Origin of the sequence: Pseudophaeobacter sp. TrK17 (genome assembly GCF_042192375.1) — a bacterium.
In the GTDB taxonomy this organism is placed as follows: Bacteria; Pseudomonadota; Alphaproteobacteria; order Rhodobacterales; family Rhodobacteraceae; genus Pseudophaeobacter.
Genome location: NZ_CP071700.1, coordinates 1,305,963 through 1,325,163 on the forward strand (window position 1 = coordinate 1,305,963; position 19,201 = coordinate 1,325,163).

Consider the following 19,201-nt stretch of genomic DNA (forward strand, 5'->3'; position numbering starts at 1 on the left):
CCCTGGTCAAACAACAGCGCAAAACGGCAGGGGTGCCTGGCTGGGCCTAGCTCGCCTTGCGGATCCCCATGACTCGCGCACGGGCGCGGGGGTCGCTGTCGAAGAGGGCGGCCAGTTGTTCTGTCATGGCGCCGGCAAGCTGCTCCACATCGGTAATGGTCACCGCTCGGTCGTAATAGCGCGTCACATCGTGGCCGATCCCAATCGCCAAAAGTTCAACCTGTTTGCGCTTTTCCACCATGGCGATCACATCGCGCAGGTGTTTTTCCAGGTAGTTGGCCGGGTTCACCGACAGGGTGCTGTCATCCACCGGCGCGCCATCGGAAATCACCATCAGGATCTTGCGCGCTTCCTGGCGGGCGATCATGCGGCGATGGGCCCATTCCAGCGCCTCGCCATCAATGTTTTCCTTCAGCAGGCCTTCTTTCATCATCAGCCCCAGATTGGGGCGCACCCGGCGCCAGGGCGTATCGGCGGATTTATAGATGATGTGGCGCAGATCATTCAGCCGTCCCGGCATCTGCGGCCGCCCGTCATTAAGCCAGGCCTCACGGGCCAGCCCGCCCTTCCAGGCGCGGGTGGTAAAGCCGAGGATCTCGACCTTGACGTTGCAGCGTTCCAGGGTGCGGGCCAGAACATCGGCGCAGATGGCGGCAATGGAAATGGGCCGCCCGCGCATGGAGCCTGAGTTGTCCAGCAAAAGCGTCACCACAGTGTCGCGGAACTCGGTGTCTTTTTCGCGCTTGAAGGACAGCGGCGTGGTGGGGTTGGCAATCACCCGCGCCAGACGGCCGGCATCCAGAATGCCCTCTTCCAGGTCAAACTCCCAGGAGCGGTTCTGCTGCGCCTGCAGGCGGCGCTGCAGCTTGTTGGCCAGGCGGCTGACAGCGCCTTTAAGCGGCTCCAGCTGTTGATCCAGATAGGCGCGAAGACGTTCCAGCTCTGCCGGTTCCGCCAGTTCTTCGGCGGCGATTTCTTCGTCATTGGCGTCGAGGAAAACCTTGTACTCGGGGTCGGCCTCGGACACGGGCGGCGGTGGAGGCGGATCCAGCGGTGCCTCGCCATCGGGCATCTCGGTTTCTTCGGCCAGCTCCTCGTCGGCCATCTCATCCATCGAGACCTGGGCCTGACTTTCGTCCTGCTGTTGCTCCTGCGCCTGCTCGGTATCTGCCTCGGCCTGTTCGTCGTCGGAGTCATCCTCGCCATTGCTGTCGGGATCGGGCTGCTCTTCGGCGTTGTCTTCGGCCTCGTCGTCCTGGTTGTCCTCCAGCTCATCCGGGTCATCGCCCAGCTGGTCGCCATAGCCAAGATCGGCGATGATCTTGCGGGCAAATTTGGCAAATTCCGACTGATCGGCGATCTTGTCGTCGAGGTTCTCCAGCGTCTCACCTGCCTGGGATTCGATGAACCCGCGCCACAGCTCCATGACGTTTTCTGCCCCCTCGGGCAGCGGACGCCCGGTGGCTAGATGGCGCACCAGATAACCGGCAGAGGCCGCCAGTGGCGCCTCGGATGAGCTCTTCATCTGGTCATAGCCGCGCCGGATGGCCTCGTTGCGGATCTTTACGTCGATGTTGGAGGCGGTGCCGGGCATGTGCCGCGCGCCCATAGCTTCGCAGCGGGCGGTTTCCATCGCCTCATACAAATCGCGCGCCATTTCCCCCTGGGGGGTGTATTTGGCATGGGTGGCATCGTCGTGGAACTTGCGGCGCAGGGCCAGCGCGTCCGCGGTGCCACGGGCCATCAACACCTCTTCGCGGCTCATCCGGCGGGAGACCTGCGGCAAACGCATGTTGTCACCGGACACGCCCGAGGGGTCGACGGTATAGGAAACGCTCAGCTCCGGATCATCGGCCATGACCTTGGTGGCCTCGGCCAGGGCCTTTTTGAACGGATCAGCAGGATTGTCGTTTTGTTTTTTCATGGTCGCACCTTGTCCCTGATGAGCATCCTCCCTCTTTTTGGGAAAGTCCAGTCGAGCGGCAGCGAAAAGGGCGGCGCCCGACCCGGCGGGGAGGAAGCGAAGCGCCCGCCCCGTGGGGGACGGGACGGGCGCTGCCCGGCCTTGCGGCCGGGCGGCACGTCACTAATCAGCCCAGTGAAACGCTGGCGGCGCTTTCGGGCAGCTCTTCGTCAAAGCAGCGCTGGTAGAACTCGGCCACGGTCTGGCGTTCCAGCTCGTCACATTTGTTCAGGAAGCTGAGACGGAAGGCATAGCCCACATCGCGGAAGATCTCGGCGTTTTGCGCCCAGTTGATCACGGTGCGGGGGCTCATCACAGTCGACAGATCGCCGTTCATAAAGGCCGTCCGGGTCAAATCCGCCACGGTGACCATCTGGCTGATGCTCTTGCGGCCCTCTGCGGTGTTGTAATGTGGTGCCTTGGACAACACGATGGCGGTTTCCGCGTCATGGCTGAGGTAGTTCAGCGTTGCCACCAGCGACCAGCGGTCCATCTGGGCCTGGTTGATCTGCTGGGTGCCATGGTAGAGGCCCGTGGTGTCGCCCAGACCAACGGTGTTGGCGGTGGCAAACAGACGGAAATAGGGGTTCGGGGTGATGATCTCGTTCTGGTCCAGCAGGGTCAGCTTGCCGTCATGCTCCAGCACCCGCTGGATCACAAACATCACATCGGCGCGGCCGGCGTCATATTCATCAAACACGATCGCAACAGGGTTGCGCAGTGCCCAAGGCAGGATGCCTTCGTGGAACTCAGTTACCTGCTTGCCGTCGCGCAGTTTGATTGCATCCTTACCGATCAGGTCGATCCGGCTGATGTGGCTGTCGAGGTTAACCCGCACGGAGGGCCAGTTCAGACGCGCTGCAACCTGTTCGATGTGAGTCGATTTCCCTGTGCCGTGGTAGCCTTGGATCATCACACGGCGATTGTGCGAGAACCCGGCCAGGATGGCCATGGTGGTGTCTGGGTCGAATTTATAGGTAGGATCAATTGCGGGGACGCGGTCCGAGCCTTCGGCAAAGCCCTTGATGGTCATGTCGGTATCGATGCCAAAGACATCGCGCACCGAAATGGGGTCGGTGGGTTTTGCATTCATATCCAGCATGCCGTCAGTCATCACAGTCGATCCTTGTTCCTCTCCCGCCGATTGCGGGGTCAATCCGGGGGATTGGTGCCTGATCTTGCGGTGAAGGGCAAGAGGCAGAGTAGGGGGCGGCGAAATAACGTGATGTTGCAGGCCAAACTGACCCTATGCCCGGTCTGACATTTGAACCGCTGCGCGACAAAATGGCACAAAAATGGGCAGCTGTTGCTGCCCATTTCAGATTTCAATACTCGGGATAAATCGGTCCTGACCCGACGCCCTATTTGAAGCTACGGCTGTCCTTGATCTGCTCCCAGGCCCAGCGGACCTCTTGCAGCTGTTCTTCCTGGCTGCGGTCGCCGCCGTTCATATCAGGGTGCAAAACCTTGATCAGCTTTTTGTAGGCCTTGCGGATGTCGGCCTTGGACCAATCGTCCTTGGCCTCCAGCAACTCCAGCGCCTTGCGTTCGGTGGCGGGCAGACGGCGACCGGTGGCGGCGGAGCGGCCCGGGTTCTGTGTCGCATTGCCACCCAGAACCTGATGCGGATCCTCAATGCCCAGCCGGGCCCAGGCGCGCGCTTCGGGGTCACCCATGGGTTTGGTCTGACGTTCCCAGACCTTGTCCTTGGACTGCTGCGCGTTCAGCTCGGCCTCGGTGGTGCCCTGGAAGAAATTCCAGTGGTTGTTGTATTCGCGGACATGTTCCTGGCAGAACCAGAAAAAGTCATCCAACACATCCGGGGCCTTGGGTGCGCGGAACTTGCCAGCTTCTTCGCACCCTTCCTTGTCGCAGACCCGTACAGAGGTCTCCGAGGCGCCGGACATGCTGCGACGTCCACGCGGATTTTTCTTTTTTGCAGAGCTGACGGACATATCGAAACCGAAAGGATCTGATTTACTCATGGGGTGCACCTTCTCGACGCAGCTACTCGACTCGGAGGAGGCAGTTTAGTCTAAGGGGCGTCAGATTGAAGGGGGTGAGAGAAATAAATATGAGGTTGAGCAGAATATGAGCATTCGTGTTGAAATGGAGCAGCGGCTTCAGGAAGCCTTTACGCCCACGGAACTAGAGGTCGTGGATGACAGCAACAGTCATATTGGCCACGCAGGCCATGACGGCAGTGGGGAAAGTCACTTTAACGTGAGAATCCGTGCCGCAGCCTTTGCCGGACAAAACCGGGTGCAGCAGCACCGGGCGGTGCATAGGGCGCTGGGGGATATTGTGCCGCGTATTCACGCGCTGGCGCTGGATATCGGCAGCGTTTGATCTGTAGCCTTAGCTGCGGGGGCCTCGGCGCTTGTGGCCCCTGCAGCGAGGTAAAGATTAGTCGTCGTCAGCGGAGTGCAGCTTGGCGCGGGCTTTCAGGGCGGTAGTCATGCCTGAAACGGGGCTCAGCTCCTCGACGCCATCGTCGGCGCGCATGCTTGCAGCCCCCTGACCCGGAACAGGTGTTGCACCTTCGGGCGCTTCGGGATCGCCTGCGGTGGCTGTTAACACGCCAGCCGCAGCAGGCACGGCTGGGGCGGCGGCAACGGGCGCCTCTACTGCGGGCGCATTGCCTGCGGGGGCGAGGCTGGCCGCAAACGGCTGCTCCGTCACACCAGCGGCAACTTGCAGGGCGCGGCGAAACACCAGCACGTTGCGCCAATGGGTGGTCGATCCGGTCAGGCCGGAACGCTCATCCGAGGGCAAAAGCTCGGCGCGTTGATAGTCCCAGCCTTCCGCCGCCATTTGATTGAGTGTGATCTCAATGGAATTGGCAAAACGCCCCTCGGGGGTTTTGACGCCTTTGGCTTTGGTGCCCTTGTGAGGGGCGGGAACAACTTTGTACTCAAACGCCTGCATCGCGGTCTCCTGACTTCCGGCGCAGGTTTAACCTATGCAGGCGAGGGGTCAAGTCTGGGTTCGCTGACTGGCGGTCCGCCAGCTGTGTTTGCAGCGGCTTCAATCAAGTCCCGGCTGCCCGATCCTGCGATCGGACAGCGGAGAATGCGCTGCAGGTTATTTTTGTGCCGCCAGCTGCGCCAGGGTCAGGCAGACCTGCAATGACGCGGCCATATCCTGCACCGACACCCATTCCAGGGGGCCGTGAACACATTGCATGCCGCAAAAAATATTGGGGGTCGGCACGCCCATTTCTGTCAGACGTGAGCCATCGGTGCCGCCGCGGATCGGTACCGAGATCGGTTCGATTCCATTGGCGCGGCAGGCCTCCAGCGCCAGATCCACCGGCGTCATGTCCTCTTCCAGCCAATAGCGCATGTTGCGGTATTGCGGATAGATCTCGCAGGTGATGTCGGCGCGCGGTTCTGAGGCCTGAACAGCCTCGCAAACACTGCGCAGCAAATCGCCCTTGGCCGCCAGCCCGTCGCGTTCAAAATCGCGCAGGATCAGTTTGATCACCATCTCTGACGACCCACCCGCCATATCGGTGACATGCAAAAAGCCCTCGCGCCCGTCGGTGGTTTCCGGCGTCATGGTCGCCTGCGGCAGGGTCTGCACGATCTTGGAGGCCAGATGCGCGGCGTTGACCAGTTTTTCCTTGGCCCAGCCGGGGTGGATCGACACGCCCTTGATCGACACCACGGCGCGATCCGCCGAAAAGCTCTCGTAGATGATCTCACCCAGGTCACTGCCATCCAGCGTATAGGCAAAATCCACCCCCAGATCCGCAGGCAGCTTGGCATCGACACCGCGACCAATTTCTTCGTCCGGGGTAAAGGCAATGCGGATGGGGCCGTGGGGGATATCCGGGTTTTCAATCAGGTGCCGCGCCAGGGTCATCACAATCGAGACGCCGGCCTTGTCGTCGGCGCCCAGCAGGGTCAGGCCGGATGCGGTGACCAGATCATGGCCTTCCTTATCCGCCAGATAGGGGTGATCCTGCGGCGACAGCACCAGATCAGGATTATCGGGGAAGGTGATATCGCCGTCGTTGTATCCGCTGATCACACGGGGTTTCACCCCTGCGGCATTGAACTGCGGCGCGGTGTCCACATGGGCGAGAAAACCAACCGTCGGGCCATCGGTGTTACCCGGAACAGTGGCCAGCACGGTGCCATAATCGGTCAGGGTGACATCCTGCGCGCCGATCCCTTTTAGCTCCTCAACCAACAGATTCGACATGTCGAACTGGATCGCGGTGCTGGGCGAGGAGGGCGAGTTCTCATCGCTTTGGCTGTCGATGGCAGCATAGCGGGTGAGCCGGTCCTGAAGCTCTTGGTCGAATGGGGTTTTCATTGTGTTTTCCTGAGGCTGTCACATCTGGCGGCAGGCTGGGGCAGAGCGCCACAAGGGTCAAGGGCAGGCTTGCAACCTATCGGGGCTGCGGGCAGGGTAGAGGCATTGCAGGGCAGAGATTGGCAAAGGGTCGCGCATTTGAACGTTAGCGAGATTGTAAATCGGGAGAGTTTCGCGGCTTGGCTGGAGGAGCTACCGGAAGAGCGCCGATATGAATGGGCCGTCACCCTCGCCACCCGCACGGCGCTGAGGGTGTTTCCGATCTGTTTTGCAAAGACCGAAATGGGCACGGCGCAGGAGCGTGAATTGACATTTTTGTCATCGTTGCGCAGCTTGTTGATATCTGGGGTTACCGGCAGAATGCAAACCCCAGATTTAAAGAAAGCCGTCGCCAAAGCAGTTGATCATGACGCTACTGGTGCCACCGCCGTCGCTATGTATACCGCCTACGCCGCCAACCCTGACGCCGTCTATGGCTACGCGACCTCCATCGCCCAAACCGCCAACGCTGCCGAAGTTGCCTTTAACGTCACCTACGCCGCTGCCGAACGAGGCCCCAACCCCGCTGCCCAACGAGCCGCCTTTGCAGCCAGCAAAATGTGGCGGTTTCTCCGTCACGATATTCAGATGCTTGATCGCGCTGACGCTCTCTTGCATCTGCCGCTTTGGCCGGAGGAGACGCCGATCGAGATTGAGAGGGCTTGGAACACCGGCCGCAGTTGGATGCAAACTGCCCCCGGTCATGCCTTCTGGATCCGTTGGTATGACGCGATCCTCGCAGGCCGCCCCCTGACCCAGGATTGGGACAGCCACTGGCAGCTGATGCACGACATTGCCCTGATCCCGGATGAGGCTTGGGGAGAGGGCAAGGAACAAGACGCCATCCGCGTGGCGGGGATCATCGACCTCATCACCCAGAAACATGCGCTACGGCAGGAGGTCGCGGGGGCAAAACGAGCGCTGGAGAATGAGACATTCAACGCGATGACGCTTGGCCGCCATCGCGACAACCTGCCCGATGACATGCCGCCCTCGCAAATCGTGGAATATCGCGCCCGGCTGCGAGAGTTAGAGACTGCCCTAGATGAGGTGGACGCAGCCCTAGTACCGCCCATCCCTGACGTCGAGGTCTTGGAAGAGGCCACCGGACGCCTTTGGGCTATTTGGGAGAAGATCAAGAAATATCCTGTTGCCCTAGCTTTTGTCACCTTGATCGGGGCAGCGGCAACTGGTGCGGCAGGCCAAGCCGGTGTGCGCGGGATGGATTGGTTTTTTGATCAAGGAATGCCGCAGTTGATACGCGGATCGAAAGACATCGCGCCGAAGCTAAGTACTCCACATGAAGCCCCAAAAGGCTGGGAGAAGCCTTCTGTTGATATCTAGCGATTGAACGCCAAGGGCACGGCCCGACCGAGGTGGGGGGAAGCCCCCGCGTTTTGCCGGAGGCAAACCTTCGGTTTGACGGAGGCGGGCGGGGGCTGCCCGGTTTGGCGACCGGGGGAGGGCCAAACAAAAAGGCGCCCCGGTTGGAGCGCCTTTGGATCTGTTGTCCTGTGCCTTAGCCCAGCTTTTTGGCAACCAGCTCGTTCACTGCCTTGGGGTTGGCCTTGCCGCCGGTGGCTTTCATCACTTGCCCCACAAACCAGCCAGCCAGTTTGGGGTTCTGTTGGGCTTTTTCCACCTGCGCCGGGTTGTCGGCGATGATCTGATCCAGAGCGGCCTCGATGGCGCCGGTGTCTGTCACCTGCTTCATGCCGCGCTCTTCGACGATCTGGGCGGGGTCGCCACCTGTCGTGTAGACGATCTCAAACAGATCCTTGGCGATCTTGCCGGAAATGGTCTCGGCCGAGATCAGCTCGACGATGCCACCCAGCTGCGCCGGGGTGACCGGGCAATTGGCGATATCCTTGTCGTCGACTTTCAGGCGGCCAAACAGCTCGTTGATCACCCAGTTGGCGGCGAGCTTGCCATTGCGGCCCTCGGCCACGGCCTCGAAATAGGCGGCGGATTCCACATCCGCCGTCAGCACCGAGGCGTCATAGTCGCTGAGTTTGAAATCTGCGATGAACCGCGCCTTTTTGGTGTCGGGCAGTTCCGGCAGGCCGGCTTTGATCTGGTCCACCCAATCCTGTTCGATTTCCAGCGGCAGCAGGTCAGGGTCGGGGAAGTAGCGGTAATCATGTGCTTCTTCCTTGGACCGCTGGGTACGGGTTTCGCCCTTGACGGGATCAAAACCGCGGGTCTCCTGGTCTACCTCGCCGCCGGCCTCAAGAATGGCAATCTGGCGACGGGCCTCGACCTCGATCGCCTGCTGGATAAAGCGGGTGGAGTTCATGTTCTTGATCTCGCAGCGGGTGCCAAGATGGCCGAAATCGCCGGTTTCGCGGTAGCGCTCATAGGCGCCGGGCAGGCAGACCGAGACGTTGACATCGGCGCGCAGGTTGCCGTTTTGCATGTCGCCGTCGCAGGTGCCGAGATAGCGCATGATCTGGCGCAGCTTGAGGATATAGGCGGCGGCCTCTTCGGGGCTGCGGATGTCGGGGCGGGAGACGATCTCCATCAGGCAGACGCCGGCGCGGTTGAGATCGACAAAGGACATGTTGGGATCCATGTCGTGGATGGATTTGCCCGCGTCCTGTTCCATGTGAATGCGTTCAACCCGCACGGTGCGTGCGGTGCCGTCGCCCAGCTCTACCAGCACTTCACCTTCGCCGACGATGGGGTGGTACAGCTGGGAGATCTGATAGCCGGCCGGTTGATCGGGGTAGAAATAGTTCTTGCGGTCAAAGGCAGACCAGAGGTTGATTTCGGCCTTGAGGCCCAACCCGGTGCGCACTGCCTGCTCGATGCAGTAGTCGTTGATCACCGGCAGCATGCCGGGCATGGCCGCATCCACAAAAGAGACGTTGGAGTTTGGCTCGGCGCCAAATTTGGTCGAGGCGCCAGAGAACAGCTTGGCATTGGAGCTGACCTGGGCGTGGACTTCCATGCCGATGACCAGTTCCCAGTCATGTTTGGCGCCCGAGATCACCTTGGGCTTGGGGAGTTCATATGTCAGGTCGAGCATCGCGCACCGGCTCCTTTTTTCACGTTTGGTCTGGTTCTAGGCCAGCGCGCCATGGGGGGCAAGAGCATAAGGGCACCGGGCTGGTCTGTTGGGGCTGGTCTGCAGGCCTTGGTCCAGAGTGCCGCCGCCCGTATTGTTGCGAAAGCTGCTGGTCGAAGGGCGCGTTGGAAACTGGGCTCTTGGCGCGGCTGCCGCGCAAAGCTATGAAGATCGCCCACGCAGAATCCCGCGCAGAATGAAGAGGACGCATTGTTGGACACCGCAGCCCGTATCGCCCAGACCATAGCCCGTGAAATTGGGGCCGCCCCGAACCAGGTGAACAGCGCGGTGACGCTGTTGGATGAGGGGGCAACCGTTCCTTTTGTGGCGCGCTATCGCAAGGAGGCCACCGGCGGGCTGGATGACACGCAGCTGCGCACCCTGGCGGAACGGCTGGCCTACCTGCGTGAGCTGGAAGCGCGGCGGCTGGCGATTGTTGACTCGATCAAATCGCAGGACAAGCTGACGGAGGAGCTGGCGAGTTCAATTGCCAAGGCCGAGACCAAGGCGCAGCTGGAAGATATCTATCTGCCCTATAAGCCCAAGCGCCGTACCAAGGCGATGATTGCGCGCGAAAATGGCCTGGAACCGCTGGTGGAGGCGATCCTGGCGGATCACAGCGCAGACCCGGAGGTGCTGGCGGCAGACTATATCACCGAGGCGGTGCCGGGCAGCAAAGAGGCGCTGAACGGGGCGCGCGATATTCTGACCGAGCGGATGACAGAAAACGCCGGGCTGTTGGGGCGGTTGCGCCAGTTCCTGCAGGCCGAGGCCCGGTTCACCGCACGGGTTGTTGAGGGCAAAGAGCAGCAGGGCGCCAAGTTTTCTGACTATTTTGACCATAGCGAGCGCTGGGCCGATGTGCCGTCGCACCGAGCCTTGGCAATGTTGCGAGGCGCCAATGAGGGGGTGCTGACGCTGGATATCGGCCCCGAACCGGAAGAGGGCGTGGCCCGCGCCGAAGCCATGGTGGCGGCAGAGCTGAGCGCCAGCGGCTCGGGTCCCGGCGATAAATGGCTGCGCAAGGTGGCGGGCTGGACCTGGCGGGTAAAGCTGAGCCTGTCGATGATGCTGGAGCTGATGAGCGAGCTGCGCAGTCGCGCCCAGGAGGATGCTATTCAGGTCTTTGCGCGCAACCTCAAGGATTTGCTTTTTGCCGCCCCGGCCGGTGCGCGACCGACGCTCGGGCTGGACCCGGGCATTCGCACCGGCGTCAAGGCGGCAGTGGTGGATGCAACCGGGAAACTGCTCGCCACAGAGACGCTATACCCATTTCAGCCAAAGAATGATCTGCGCGGCGCCCAGGTCAGCATTCTGAAACTGATTGCCGAACATGGGGTCGAGCTGATCGCCATTGGCAACGGTACCGCCAGCCGCGAGACAGAGCGCATGGTGGCAGAGGTGATCAAACACCTGCCCGCCAAGGTCAAAGCCCCCACCAAGGTGGTGGTCTCTGAGGCCGGGGCCTCGGTCTATTCCGCCTCGGAACTGGCGGCGCGGGAATTCCCTGACCTCGACGTGTCGTTGCGCGGGGCGGTGTCGATCGCCCGGCGTCTGCAGGACCCACTGGCGGAACTGGTCAAGATTGAGCCCAAGAGCATTGGCGTTGGCCAATATCAGCATGACGTGGACCAACACCGGCTGTCAAAATCGCTGGAAGCGGTGATCGAGGATGTGGTGAATGGCGTCGGAGTTGACCTCAATATGGCCTCAGCCCCGCTGCTGGCCCATGTTTCGGGGCTGGGGCCTGGGCTGGCGGAGGCCATCGTTGCACACCGGGATGTGAACGGGGCATTTGCGTCGCGCAAGGAGCTGTTGAAAGTGGCGCGTCTTGGCCCCAAGGCATTTGAGCAATGTGCAGGGTTTTTGCGCATTCGTGATGGCAAGGAGCCGCTGGATGCCTCCTCTGTGCACCCGGAAGCTTATAGCGTCGCCCGTCAGGTGGTTGCCGCCTGTGGTCGCGACATCCGCCAGATCATGGGCGATGACAGCGCCCTGAAAGGGCTGCGCGCAGAGCAGTTTGTCGATGAAACCTTTGGCCTGCCCACGGTGCGCGATATCTTTGCGGAACTGGAGAAACCGGGCCGCGATCCCAGACCCTCCTTTGTCACCGCCACCTTTGCGGACGGGGTTGAGACCATGCAGGACCTGAAGCCTGGCATGGTTCTGGAAGGCACCGTGACCAATGTCGCCGCCTTTGGCGCCTTTGTGGACGTGGGAGTGCATCAGGATGGGTTGGTGCATGTCAGCCAGCTGGCGGACAAGTTTGTCAAGGACCCCCATGAGGTGGTGAAAACCGGGCAGGTGGTCAAGGTCACCGTCACCGAGGTGGATGTTGCCCGCAAGCGGATTGCCCTGACCATGCGCAAAGATGGCGGTGCCTCTGCGCGCGAGGATCGCAATGCGCGTTCGGAGGCTGGACCTGCTGCCAAAGGGGGCGCAGGACGCGGCGGCCAGCATTCCAGAGGCCAAAAATCAGGAGGTTATAAATCGGGTGGTCAGAAATCCGCAGTTCAAAAGTCTGCAAAGATGTCCGCGTCGCCGCGCAGCGGTGGCAGCACTGAAACCGGTGCTTTGGGGGCGGCGCTGATGGATGCGTTTAAAAAGACCTGATCCCAGGCGGCCGCGCTACTCACAGCGTGGCGGCTTTGACAGCAGCAACACCAAAGGCCGGGGAGACCCCCGGCCTTTTAACGGTCTGTGACGGGTGCTGCGTTATTGACAGGGCAGCAGGTCGACCCCTTCAGGGGTAAAGGAGACCCTATGGCCGCTTTTGATCTCGTCCTGAAAGATCTGTGCCAGACAGTGCAGGGCCTTGGCCTGGCCATGGGCCGCGAAACGGCGCAGAGAGGTGATCCGGGCGTTATTGTCAAACCCCTGGCAGGCATGGGCCCAGATCAGCGGGTGTAGTTCGCGCAGGTGGCTGCGTACCAGCCAACGGGCCGCTTTGGAGATTTCGACGCGGTTTGAGTCGGCCGATGAGGTCCCCTTGCCTCCATTGGGCAGGGTGACAGCGCAATAGGCCGCCAGCAGGTTGATCATTTCCTGGCTTGAATCGGTGCTTAGAATATCCTGCAGCCCATCCAAAAAGAACTTAGAATCGACGCGGGCACAGGCCTGTTCGTCAATGGCCATGGCGTCAAAATAAACCCAAGTATAGCCGCCAGCGCCCCACTGGGCCTGGGTGCGGGCGGCGGTGCGGCGGGCCTCCAGTTCCAGCGCCGCATAAGAGCCATTGGCGCGGGGCAGCATCTGGGCGCCAAGCGCGCGCATGGGGCGTGGGTTGGTCGGGGCCTGATCTATCAGGCTGCCATAGGCGTCTGCAACATCCAGTGTCTCGGCGCGTTGCCCGGCAAACAGCGCGCATTGGGCTGCCGACAAGAAGGCGCTATCGCCGCTTTGATCCTTGAGCGGTGCCAGAAGTGCTGCGGCGCGCTCAAAATGTGCGCTGGAACGGCGAAGCTGCGCTTCTTGTTTGGCTGGACCTACCTCTGTATCTGCTGCGGCGGCGCCGCGCCAGGTCCAGGCAATATCAATATGGGCCAGGGCAACAATGGCCGTCAGATAGATGTCCTTTGGGTGATCGCGTCGCAGGGTCTCAAGCGCCATGACGCCCTCAATGAGGATCGGGTTTTCGCCTGATTTCTTGCCTGCGGATGCCTGTTTACCAGTGTTTTTTGTCACCGAACGCGCAGTCGTTGCGACAGATTTGTCATTGGGGTCTTGCAGCGCATGTTCCACGGCATTCACCACATCAGAGCGGGCACCGTAGGCCAGAAGGTCGGCCTCGGGCAGGCCGCCTTGGGTGCGCGCCTGGGCTTTGTCTGCGGTGCGGATCAGCTGTGACAGATCGGACCAGCGCTCTTGCCGGGCCAGGAACTGGCCTTTGTCTTGCAGGTTTTGGCGGTTTTGAGCGTCGGGGCAATCGTTCAGAATTGGGATCAAAAACCTATCTGCAATGTCTTCCATATCCGGTTCAACGGCGGCTTCGGGCAGGTGGCCAGTCTTTGCACTGGTGGCATCGGCTGGTTGATTGCCAGCGTCGCAGAACGCGGGGGGCGTGGTGTCGGCCCCTGGGCCGGAGGCGGCACCCGAAAAACTGGTCGCAATCCAGGCGGGAAATTCTTTGTGCAGTCTGGAGAGGTGCATCCACATTTGGTTCTGAGGTCTGAGCATTCAATTTCCTGCAGGTTGGCAGCTTGTTTGTTCAGGATCAAAATGATTGTGCAATGCGGCGCAATCGTGGCGGCGATGGGGTGATTGCCGTTAACAATTGGGAATTGCCATGGCAGCGGCGGCGTCGGCTCTACAAAATGGTGAAGTGATGACGTTCGCTGGGAATGCCGCGCGCAGTCATGGCGTCTTCGAGCACCTGCGTCGGGGGGAGCGCAGGCTGGGGCAGGCGGATTTTGGCACCAGTCTGAATGATCAGGGTGGCGCGAAAGGAAAAATCCCAGCGCCGGTCAAGTCGCAGGCGCGCGATCTCTGACAGGGCCAGCTCTGTGGTGCGCGCACCGGTGAACCAGCTCATCTGGCTATCTGACAGGGTGAGGCCAGAGCTGGGATTTTGCCACAGCTCCCACAGGCCCGGCAGCAAAGGCAGCGCCAGTACGATCAGCAACCAGGCAGTGATCTGTAAGAACACCCCGCCACAGAGCAGGGCACAAACCCACAGGGCCAGCGCGACTGCCAGGGCCCGCGATCGCCCCTGCTGCTCAAAATGAAAAGGCGGCAGAGACGATGGCGACGATGGCCTGGACCTACCGGCCAGGGCTGGCGCGTTTTCTGGCTGATCAGGCATCCAGGATGCGGCTGACCATTTCATTGGTGTCGCGGCTCAACCCTTTGGTGTCCTTGATCCGCTGCAGCTGCTGGCGGATCAGAGCCTGACGGGGCGCATCGTAGCGTTTCCAGGTCTGGAAGGCGGTGCACATCCGGGCCGTGGTCTGCGGATTGAGGCTGTCCAGCGCGATCAGCTTATCTGCCAGGAGTTGATATCCGGCGCCGCTTGCATGGTGGAACCCTGCGTGGCTGCCAGCCAGCGCCCCCATCACCGCCCTAAAGCGATTGGGGTTTTTCAGGGTGAAAAGCGGATGCTCTGTCAGCCTCGAGGCGATGTGCGCGGTTGCCTCGGGGGTGGCAGCGGCGACCTGCAGGGCAAACCATTTGTCCATCACCAGCCGGTCGCCTTGCCACTGCTGATAAAAGGCCTGCGATTGTGCGGTGCCTTTTTCTGCGGTCAGCAAGGCGGCAAGGGCTGCATATTGCTGGGTCATATTGTCGGCGGCGTCATACTGGCGGCTGGCCTGGTCGCCCCCGTCCAGACGGGTGAGCAGCGACAGAATACGCCCGTTCAAGGCGCGCTTGCCAGCGCTTATCGCATCGGGCTGATAGGGGCCTTCGACGGTTGTGTCGGCATAGAGCCGCGGCAGGCTGTCGGCCAGTTGCTGCGCCAGGGTCTGGGTCAGGGTCTCGGCCGCGTCATAGATTTTTTGCGGGTCGGGCAGGTGGCCGCGCTCATGCAGGCTCTGGGCGATGTCGGATTGGCTGGGCGGTTGCAGGATCAGTGCCCGGAAGGCCGGATCAAGGCTGTCGTCGCGTACCAGTTTTTGTAGTGCATCCAGATAGGCCGCATCCGGGGCTTCGCCTGTCAGCACCATGGCGATACGGGCCTCGCGGGACAGGGCATTACCGGCCTCCCAGCGGTTGAACAGATCGCTGTCATGGGCCAGCAGAAAGGCGCGCTCGGTATTGCTGGTGTTGCGCTCCAGAATGACAGGGGCCGAGAACTCGCGCAGGATCGAGGGGACGGGTTTGCTGGCCAGCCCCTCAAAGGTAAAGCTCTGCTTGGCCTGGGTCATTTCCAGCACGGTGGTTGGCTGCACCTCATCCCCGTTGCCATTCAACAGACCGACGGCAATTGGAATGACGCGGGGGTCTTTGTCCGGCTGACCGGGCGTGGGGGCAGTGCTTTGCTCGAAGGTCAGGATGTAGGTTCCATCCGCAAAGCTTTCCGCCACTTTCAGGCGCGGCGTTCCGGCCTGGGCATACCAGCGTTTGAATTGCGTCAGATCACGGCCAGTGCTGTCTTCAAACACCTGCAGCCAGTCCTCGATGGTGCAGGCCTGACCGTCATGGCGATCAAAGTACAGATCCAGGGCCTTGCGATAGGCCTCATCCCCAACCAGACGTTTCAGCATGCCGATGATTTCGGCGCCTTTTTCATAGATGGTGGCGGTGTAGAAGTTGTTGATTTCCTGGAACTCTTCGGGGCGCACCGGATGTGACAGCGGGCCCTGGTCTTCGGGGAACTGGCGGGCACGCAGGTCAATCACATCAGAGATCCGCTTGACCGAGGCCGAGCGCATGTCGGCTGTGAACTGGGCGTCCCGGAATACCGTCAGCCCCTCTTTGAGGCAGAGCTGAAACCAGTCGCGGCAGGTGATGCGGTTGCCGGTCCAGTTGTGGAAATACTCATGGGCAATGATTGCCTCGATGCGTTCAAAATTGGCATCCGTCGAGGTCTCGGGGCTGGCCAGCACGCAGGAGGAGTTGAAGACGTTCAAGCCTTTGTTTTCCATCGCCCCCATGTTGAAATCATCCACCGCAACGATGTTGAAGATATCAAGATCATATTCGCGACCATAGGCTTCTTCGTCCCAGGTCATGGATTTCTTCAGGGCTTCCATGCCAAAGGCGCATTTGTCCTCGTCGCCGGGGCGGACCCAGATGTTCAGCTCTACCTCTTTGCCGGACCGGGTGGTGAATGTATCCGGGTGGTTGACCAGATCGCCGGCCACCAGGGCAAAAAGATAGGCTGGTTTGGGCCAGGGATCGTGCCATTCCGCCAGCCCTTGTGACTGCGAGACGGGGTTGCCGTTGGACAAAAGCACCTCTTCGTCGCCTTCGATGCGCACGGTAAAGGTGGACATCACGTCGGGGCGGTCTGGGTAATAGGTGATCTTGCGAAAGCCCTCGGCCTCACATTGGGTGCAATACATGCCACCGGACATATAAAGCCCCTCAAGCGCCGTATTGGAGGCGGGATCAATCTCGACCTCCGCCTCCCAGAGGAAGGGCTCCGCAGGGGTGTCGCATGTCAGCCCCTCGGCGGTGATCACTGGGGAGACTGCGACGCCGTCGATCTTGGCAGAGATCAGGTTCAGTTTCTCGCCATGCAGGAAAAACTGTGGATCCGCCGCGCCGGGTTTGGGAGTAAAGCGGATCTGGCTCAGCACGCGGGTGGCATGGGGGGCCAGCCGGAAGGTCAGCTGAACGCTCTCTACCTCAAAGCCAAAGGGGGTGTAGTCCTTCAGGTAAAAGGTTTCTGCTTCGGCCTGGGCTGCTGGGCTGGTCATCTTGCTGTCCTCGTCTCATCCCAACCGCGGGCGGCTGGGGATGTGTTGCTTTTGGTTGCCCTAGTGGTAGGCAATGGCGCAGAGCCGGGCAAGCGCATGACGCGGAAAATACGAGCAAAACCCTGGCCTATTCGCCTGTTCTTTTTGAAGCCTTGGTGAATTTTCTGTAAAAACAAGAAACAGCCTTACTATAATTGGTAAAGTTATATTACCGCCTCTGTTGCTGATAGGAAACTTTTCCTGTATCGGGGAAACAGGATCGACAACCGGCGAAGGAGAACACCAATGAGCACGATGCGCAGGATCGAGGGGATGCAGGTTGCACCCCATTTGGCGGAGTTCATTGAAAACAAGGCGCTGCCTGGTACTGGTGTGTCGGCGGCGGCGTTCTGGGCTGGTCTGTCTGGGCTGGTCAATGGCATGGGTGATGAAAACCGCGCCCTCTTGGCCAAACGTGCCGACTTGCAGGGGCAGATTGATGCCTGGCATGTGGCCAACCGCGGCGCAGCGCGCGATGCCGCAGCTTATGAAGCCTTTTTGCGTCAGATCGGCTATCTCTTGCCTGAAGGCGATGATTTTGAGATCGAGACCGAGAACGTCGATGCCGAGATCGCCTTTACCCCCGGTCCACAGCTGGTGGTGCCAATCACCAATGCGCGCTTTGCGCTGAACGCGGCCAATGCCCGCTGGGGCTCGCTCTATGATGCGCTATATGGCACCGATGCCATGGGCGATCTGCCAAAGGGCGGCGGCTATGATGCGGCGCGCGGCGACCGGGTGATTGCCTGGGGCCGTAGTTTCCTGGATGAAACCTTCCCGCTGCAAAGCGGCTCCTGGAGCGATATTACCGGCCTTGCGGTCGTGCAGGGGGCTTTGGTGCCCGCGCTCAAAGAGGCAAGCCAGTTTGCCGGGCACGTTGGTGATGCCGCTGCCCCAACCCGGATCCTGCTGAAAAACAACGGGTTGCATGCGGTGATCGAGGTGGACGCCGCAGGTAATATCGGCGCCACGGATGCCGCCGGGATCAATGACATCACGCTTGAATCGGCACTGTCCACCATCATGGACTGCGAGGATTCGGTGGCCTGTGTCGATGCCGAAGACAAGGTGGTGGCCTATTCAAACTGGCTGGGCCTGATGAAGCGGGATCTGGCAGAAGAGGTCAGCAAAGGCGGCAAAACCTTCACCCGTGTCTTGAACGCTGACCTAGACTACATCAGTGCCGCCGGAGAGGCCGCCAGCCTCAAAGGTCGCTCCCTGTTGCTGGTACGCAATGTTGGTCACCTGATGACCAACCCGGCGGTATTGGACAGCGAAGGCCGCGAGGCGGGCGAGGGCCTGCTGGATGCGATGATCACCGTGATGATCGCCATGCATGATCTGCAGGCCGAGGGGGGCAACTCGCTGCATGGCTCTGTTTATGTGGTCAAGCCCAAGATGCACGGCCCCGAAGAAGTGGATTTTGCCTGCCGCATCTTTGATCAGGTTGAGGCGACGCTGGGCCTGCCGGCCAATACGGTCAAGATCGGCATCATGGATGAAGAGCGCCGCACCTCGGTCAATCTGAAGGAATGCATCCGCGCCGCCAAATCCCGCGTGGCCTTTATCAACACCGGCTTCCTGGACCGCACCGGGGATGAGATCCATACCTCGATGGAAGCAGGGGCGATGTTGCCCAAGGGCGAGATGAAAAACACCCCCTGGATTGCCTCCTACGAGGACCGCAATGTCGATATCGGTCTGGCCTGTGGTCTCAAAGGCCGCGCCCAGATTGGCAAGGGTATGTGGGCGATGCCGGATCTGATGGGGGACATGCTGGCCGCCAAGATTGGCCACCCCAAATCCGGTGCCACCTGTGCCTGGGTTCCGTCGCCAACCGCTGCAACGCTGCATGCAACCCATTATCACCAGTTTGATGTGCTGTCACATCAGGATGCGCTGCGCGCGGCTGGCCCCCGTGGCACGCTGGCGGACCTGCTGGATATTCCGGTAATGCAGGGGCAAAACCTGTCGGATGAACAAATCACCCGCGAGATTGAAAACAATGCCCAGGGCATTCTGGGCTATGTGGTGCGCTGGGTCGATCAGGGTGTTGGCTGCTCCAAAGTGCCTGATCTGAACAATGTGGGGCTGATGGAAGACCGCGCCACCTGCCGGATCTCCAGTCAGGCGCTGGCCAATTGGCTGCACCACGAGGTGGTGAGCGAGCAGCAAGTGATGGCCGCGATGCAAAAGATGGCTGCCGTGGTGGACCAGCAAAACGCCGGGGATGCCAGCTATCGGCCCATGGCGCCCGGCTTTGACGGCATTGCCTTCCAGGCTGCCTGTGATCTGGTCTTCAAGGGGCGCGTCCAACCCTCTGGCTATACCGAGCCTGTGTTGCATGCCCGTCGTCTTGAGCTCAAGGCGGTCGGCTAACACAGTAATAGAGACGGGGGGCAGGGCGCGGTC

Annotated in this window: 13 protein-coding genes; 4 read left to right on the top strand and 9 right to left on the bottom strand. The window is 60.8% G+C overall.

The annotated features are described in order from the left end of the window. Positions 1-46 precede the first annotated feature (46 nt). The 3 genes from cobT to JZI28_RS06090 all read right to left on the bottom strand — a co-directional run bounded on the left by cobT (position 47) and on the right by JZI28_RS06090 (position 3,948). The gene (cobT, locus tag JZI28_RS06080) at positions 47-1,924 is read right to left on the bottom strand and encodes a cobaltochelatase subunit CobT (RefSeq protein ID WP_375699564.1); all 1,878 of its coding nucleotides are present in this window, start codon (positions 1,922-1,924) and stop codon (positions 47-49) included. A 166-nt stretch (positions 1,925-2,090) separates the two neighbouring features. Beyond that, positions 2,091-3,077, bottom strand: coding sequence for a cobaltochelatase subunit CobS (gene cobS / locus JZI28_RS06085; protein WP_375699565.1), 987 nt, complete (start codon positions 3,075-3,077; stop codon positions 2,091-2,093). A 247-nt stretch (positions 3,078-3,324) separates the two neighbouring features. Next, the gene (locus JZI28_RS06090) at positions 3,325-3,948 is read right to left on the bottom strand and encodes a DnaJ domain-containing protein (RefSeq protein WP_297341374.1); all 624 of its coding nucleotides are present in this window, start codon (positions 3,946-3,948) and stop codon (positions 3,325-3,327) included. A 106-nt stretch (positions 3,949-4,054) separates the two neighbouring features. Between JZI28_RS06090 and JZI28_RS06095 the strand changes: the two genes are divergently transcribed. Further along, positions 4,055-4,312: a BolA family protein gene (locus tag JZI28_RS06095; protein WP_375699566.1), complete on the top strand. Its 258-nt coding sequence runs from the start codon at positions 4,055-4,057 to the stop codon at positions 4,310-4,312. A 57-nt stretch (positions 4,313-4,369) separates the two neighbouring features. Here the strand turns inward: JZI28_RS06095 and JZI28_RS06100 are convergent, their stop codons facing one another. Then, on the bottom strand, positions 4,370-4,891 hold the full coding sequence (locus JZI28_RS06100; RefSeq protein ID WP_375699567.1) for a DUF4177 domain-containing protein: 522 nt from the start codon (positions 4,889-4,891) through the stop codon (positions 4,370-4,372). A 156-nt stretch (positions 4,892-5,047) separates the two neighbouring features. Further along, the gene (gene pepT / locus JZI28_RS06105; protein ID WP_375699568.1) at positions 5,048-6,286 is read right to left on the bottom strand and encodes a peptidase T; all 1,239 of its coding nucleotides are present in this window, start codon (positions 6,284-6,286) and stop codon (positions 5,048-5,050) included. A gap of 138 nt (positions 6,287-6,424) precedes the next feature. Between pepT and JZI28_RS06110 the strand changes: the two genes are divergently transcribed. Further along, entirely contained in the window at positions 6,425-7,669 is a 1,245-nt protein-coding gene (locus tag JZI28_RS06110) for a hypothetical protein (RefSeq protein WP_375699569.1), read from the top strand. A gap of 175 nt (positions 7,670-7,844) precedes the next feature. Here the strand turns inward: JZI28_RS06110 and gatB are convergent, their stop codons facing one another. Then, entirely contained in the window at positions 7,845-9,353 is a 1,509-nt protein-coding gene (gatB, locus tag JZI28_RS06115; RefSeq protein WP_375699570.1) for an Asp-tRNA(Asn)/Glu-tRNA(Gln) amidotransferase subunit GatB, read from the bottom strand. Positions 9,354-9,605: 252 nt separating this feature from the next. On the opposite strand from gatB, the gene JZI28_RS06120 reads away from it, so the two are divergent. Further along, complete coding sequence (locus tag JZI28_RS06120) at positions 9,606-12,005, top strand: Tex family protein (RefSeq protein WP_375700081.1); 2,400 nt, start codon at positions 9,606-9,608, stop codon at positions 12,003-12,005. Positions 12,006-12,107: 102 nt separating this feature from the next. Here the strand turns inward: JZI28_RS06120 and JZI28_RS06125 are convergent, their stop codons facing one another. The 3 genes from JZI28_RS06125 to pepN all read right to left on the bottom strand — a co-directional run bounded on the left by JZI28_RS06125 (position 12,108) and on the right by pepN (position 16,750). Next, positions 12,108-13,568: a hypothetical protein gene (locus JZI28_RS06125; protein WP_375699571.1), complete on the bottom strand. Its 1,461-nt coding sequence runs from the start codon at positions 13,566-13,568 to the stop codon at positions 12,108-12,110. A gap of 130 nt (positions 13,569-13,698) precedes the next feature. After that, positions 13,699-14,193: a hypothetical protein gene (locus tag JZI28_RS06130; protein ID WP_375699572.1), complete on the bottom strand. Its 495-nt coding sequence runs from the start codon at positions 14,191-14,193 to the stop codon at positions 13,699-13,701. After that, on the bottom strand, positions 14,186-16,750 hold the full coding sequence (gene pepN, locus JZI28_RS06135) for an aminopeptidase N (protein WP_375699573.1): 2,565 nt from the start codon (positions 16,748-16,750) through the stop codon (positions 14,186-14,188). Before pepN ends, JZI28_RS06130 begins: the two co-directional genes overlap by 8 nt. 294 nt (positions 16,751-17,044) lie before the next feature. Between pepN and JZI28_RS06140 the strand changes: the two genes are divergently transcribed. Then, positions 17,045-19,168, top strand: a complete 2,124-nt coding sequence (locus tag JZI28_RS06140; protein ID WP_375700082.1) for a malate synthase G — start codon at positions 17,045-17,047, stop codon at positions 19,166-19,168. Positions 19,169-19,201: the final 33 nt, after the last annotated feature.

Coding starts and splice junctions, on each gene's coding strand:
- cobT (WP_375699564.1), bottom strand. CDS start 1,924: ATGAAAAAACAAAACGACAATCCTGCTGATCCGTTCAAAAAGGCCCTG.
- cobS (WP_375699565.1), bottom strand. CDS start 3,077: ATGACTGACGGCATGCTGGATATGAATGCAAAACCCACCGACCCCATT.
- JZI28_RS06090 (WP_297341374.1), bottom strand. CDS start 3,948: ATGAGTAAATCAGATCCTTTCGGTTTCGATATGTCCGTCAGCTCTGCA.
- JZI28_RS06095 (WP_375699566.1), top strand. CDS start 4,055: ATGAGCATTCGTGTTGAAATGGAGCAGCGGCTTCAGGAAGCCTTTACG.
- JZI28_RS06100 (WP_375699567.1), bottom strand. CDS start 4,891: ATGCAGGCGTTTGAGTACAAAGTTGTTCCCGCCCCTCACAAGGGCACC.
- pepT (WP_375699568.1), bottom strand. CDS start 6,286: ATGAAAACCCCATTCGACCAAGAGCTTCAGGACCGGCTCACCCGCTAT.
- gatB (WP_375699570.1), bottom strand. CDS start 9,353: ATGCTCGACCTGACATATGAACTCCCCAAGCCCAAGGTGATCTCGGGC.
- JZI28_RS06125 (WP_375699571.1), bottom strand. CDS start 13,568: ATGCTCAGACCTCAGAACCAAATGTGGATGCACCTCTCCAGACTGCAC.
- JZI28_RS06130 (WP_375699572.1), bottom strand. CDS start 14,193: ATGCCTGATCAGCCAGAAAACGCGCCAGCCCTGGCCGGTAGGTCCAGG.
- pepN (WP_375699573.1), bottom strand. CDS start 16,750: ATGACCAGCCCAGCAGCCCAGGCCGAAGCAGAAACCTTTTACCTGAAG.
- JZI28_RS06140 (WP_375700082.1), top strand. CDS start 17,045: ATGCGCAGGATCGAGGGGATGCAGGTTGCACCCCATTTGGCGGAGTTC.